Annotated in this window: 3 protein-coding genes; all 3 read left to right on the top strand. The window is 68.7% G+C overall.

Annotated elements, in window-relative coordinates:
- Positions 1 to 503: 503 nt before the first annotated feature.
- Positions 504 to 1067, top strand: coding sequence for a ComEC/Rec2 family competence protein (locus ACFWF3_RS18100; RefSeq protein ID WP_379314545.1), 564 nt, complete (start codon positions 504 to 506; stop codon positions 1065 to 1067).
- Between the two features lie 202 nt (positions 1068 to 1269).
- A complete protein-coding gene (gene holA, locus ACFWF3_RS18095) occupies positions 1270 to 2241 on the top strand; it encodes a DNA polymerase III subunit delta (protein ID WP_378993787.1) in 972 nt (323 codons plus the stop codon).
- Between the two features lie 178 nt (positions 2242 to 2419).
- The coding region (locus ACFWF3_RS18090; protein WP_379314544.1) for an LCP family protein at positions 2420 to 3264 on the top strand (845 nt) is incomplete at its 3' end.

Here is a 3264-nt window from a genome sequence, read left to right as displayed (position 1 = left end):
CGCCGAGCACTGCGCCGACGCCGAGCACTGCGCCGACGCCGAGCACTGCGCCGACGCCGAGCACTGCGCCGACGCCGAGCACTGCGCCGACGCCGCCGAACCTCACCCCGTCGACCGGAACTCCCTCGCATCCCACAGAAATCGAGAGATACCCATCGCGAACAGCGGAATCGTCACCACCTGCGCAGGGGGTAGCCGCCGTGCGGGTGCCCTCTGTGGATTCGGCTGTCCCACCGTTGCATCCGGACGACTCGGGCGGACCGCCGTCGCGCTCGGCGACGCCGACCATGCCGGGGCGATCGCAGCCGACCGCAACCTCACATCCGATGGAGCGAGCGTCGACGGTGGGCGCCGAGGTGCGGCCGACGGGAGACGATCATGTCGTGTGCCCGCGTGGGACGCCGGGGGAGAGGCCGGCGAAAAGTGGTCGCCGTTCCGCGGAACAGACTGTTTCCCAACGAGAATCGCATGGCCACGGTGACGACACCGAGGGAGTGGAGCCGGTGACGGAACTGGCTGGTGCGGCTGATATTCCGCTGATGGAACTGCACGCGGGGCACGAAATGACCTTCGGCGCAGTCGGATTGCGTGTGCTGGCACCGAGCCGGGACCTGCCGACGTCGCTGTCGGCCGATGCGGCCAACGATCGGTCACTGGTGATGCGAGCACGGACGCCGGCCGGAACGATCCTGTTCACCGGCGACATCGAGGCCGAGGCACAGGCCCGGATCATGCGCGGTGAGGATGTCCGGGCGGACGTCCTCAAGGTCCCCCATCACGGATCACGCACCACCACACCGGCATTCCTGCGTGCTGTCGGACCACGCCTGGCGTTGGTCAGTGCCGGGTCGGACAACACCTTCGGGCATCCGCACCCCACGGTGACCTCGACCCTCGCCGCGCTCGGCGCAACCGTCGCTCGGACCGACCTCGAGGGTGACGTCGTGATCGTGGGTACCGCCGCCGATCTGCGGACCGTCACGTCTCGTCGACGAGCACCGCAGACGCGGCACGGCCCCACGCCTGGATGGCGTCGAGGATCTCGATCCGGTCGGTGGGCACGCTGATACCCGTCACGACTGACGTCTCGGACCGATGCTCGAAGGTCACCGTGAAGAACGAGCAGCACGTCGATTCCCGGTGGTCGAGTCGCGTCCGGCCACCTCGGGAGCTGGTCGAACTCGGCCAGGCGCAGCGGGACGACGGTGCTCGGCAACATGCCCGAGGTCGGCGCCAAGGGATGTCGGTAGGCGTACGTAGGATCGCCTGGTGAGCGAACGCCCTGCCTCGGTGCATCTGGTCCTCGGCGACGAGGAACTGCTGGTCGAACGTGCGGTTGCGATGGTGACCGCGCAGGTGCGGGCCTGTGCGCCCGATCCGGATTCGGTACCCGTCGACCGATTGCGCGCCGGCGACGCCAGCACGGCGGAACTGGCCGAGTTGCTCAGCCCCTCGCTGTTCGCCGAAGACCGGGTGATCGTGCTCGAGTCGGCAGCGGAAGCGGGCAAGGACGCGGTCGCGGTGATCACCGAGGCTGCGGCCGATCCGCCCGACGGTGTGGTGCTCATGGTTCTGCACTCGGGCGGCGGACGGGCCAAAGCGCTGGCACCCGCACTGCAGAAGAAGGGTGCGACGGTCCACGAGTGCACCAAACTCAACAAGGGCGCCGAGCGCGTGGAGTTCGTGCGAGGCGAGTTCCGGGCCCTCGGGGTCAAGGTCTCGACCGAAGTCGTGCAAGCCTTGCTCGAATCGGTCGGTTCGGAGCTGCGTGAATTGGCCGCCGCCTGTTCACAATTGGTGTCCGATACCGGTGGCAAGGTCGACGCGAACGCGGTCCGCCGCTACTACTCCGGCCGGGCCGAGGTCACCGGCTTCGACGTCGCCGACCTCGCGGTCGCCGGCGACCGTCCCGGCGCGATGGAAGCCCTGCGCTGGGCCACCGACCGCGGCGTTCCCCACGTTTTGCTCGCCGACGCGCTCGCCGACTCGGTCCACACCATCGCCAAAGTCGGCTCGGCAGGCCGCGGCGACCCGTTCGCCCTCGCCCAGAAGCTGGGTATGCCCCCCTGGAAGATCAAGAAAGCCCAAGCCCAAGCCCGCGGCTGGAACCCCACCACCATCGGCACCGCCCTACAGGTGGTAGCCACCCTCAATGCCGACGTCAAAGGCGGCGCCGCCGACGCCACCTACGCGGTGGAACACGCCCTCGCCCGCATCCTCGACCTCCGCGCCACTGGCTGACCAGCGCGGCTGAGCAGGCGCGCCGCACCGCCATCCAATCGGGATCCAATCGCGATGTCCGGTCGCTCTCGCGGCTGGCACAGTTGATCATGAGATGGTTGAGCCGAGTGGTAGCCGGGATGGACGAGGCGGGCGCGGTCGACGCGGTCGGGGATCGGCGGGGCGGGTAGCTCGGCGGGTGGTGCAGGTGGTCGCGGCGGTGTTGTCGGCCACGGTGGTGGTGGTCACGGCATATGGGTGGTCGACGGCGGGGAGTTTCGATGCGGGGTTCCTGCGGTCGCGGGCGATCGGTGACGACGCCCCGCACTCACTCGGGGGCGATCTCAACATCCTGCTGATCGGATTGGATACCCGCCGTGATCAGAACGGCAACGAGCTACCGGCCGAGGTCCTCGAGCAACTGCACGCCGGCGACGGTGACGAAGGCGGATACAACGCCAATACCCTGATCCTGGTGCATATTCCGGCGTCGATGGACAAGATCGTCGCGGTGTCGATACCGCGCGACGACTATGTGCCGGTCACCGGGATCCCGGGCTACACCCACGCCAAGATCAAGGAGGCGTACGGGTTGAAGAAGGCGGCCGTGCAGGACCGGCTGATCGCGCGGGGCGTCACCGACCAGCGGAAGCTGGAACAGGCGGGCAGGGAGGCGGGGCGGGCCGCTACCGTGGCCGCGGTCCGGGATCTGACAGGCGTGCCGATCGACAGGTTCGCCGAGGTGACCCTGGCGGGCTTCTATGATCTGGCCGCTGCGCTGGGCAGCGTGGAAGTGTGTTTGAACAAGCCGGTCCAGGACTCCGAGTTCTCCGGCGCCGATTTTCCCGCCGGGCGTCAGCAGCTGAATCCCGCGCAGGCGCTGGCCTTCGTCCGGCAGCGGCACGGGCTGGAGAACGGCGACCTGGACCGAACCCACCGCCAGCAGGCGTTCCTGACCTCGGTGGCCCGCCAGCTTCGCAGCGCGGGCACCCTCACCGACCCGCGCAAGCTCTCGGCACTGATGGATGTGGCGCATCGCAATAT

It is taken from the genome of Nocardia sp. NPDC060220 (assembly GCF_042727815.1).
Taxonomy (GTDB): Bacteria; Actinomycetota; Actinomycetes; order Mycobacteriales; family Mycobacteriaceae; genus Nocardia.
This window is presented reverse-complemented; position numbering and strand designations above follow the sequence as displayed.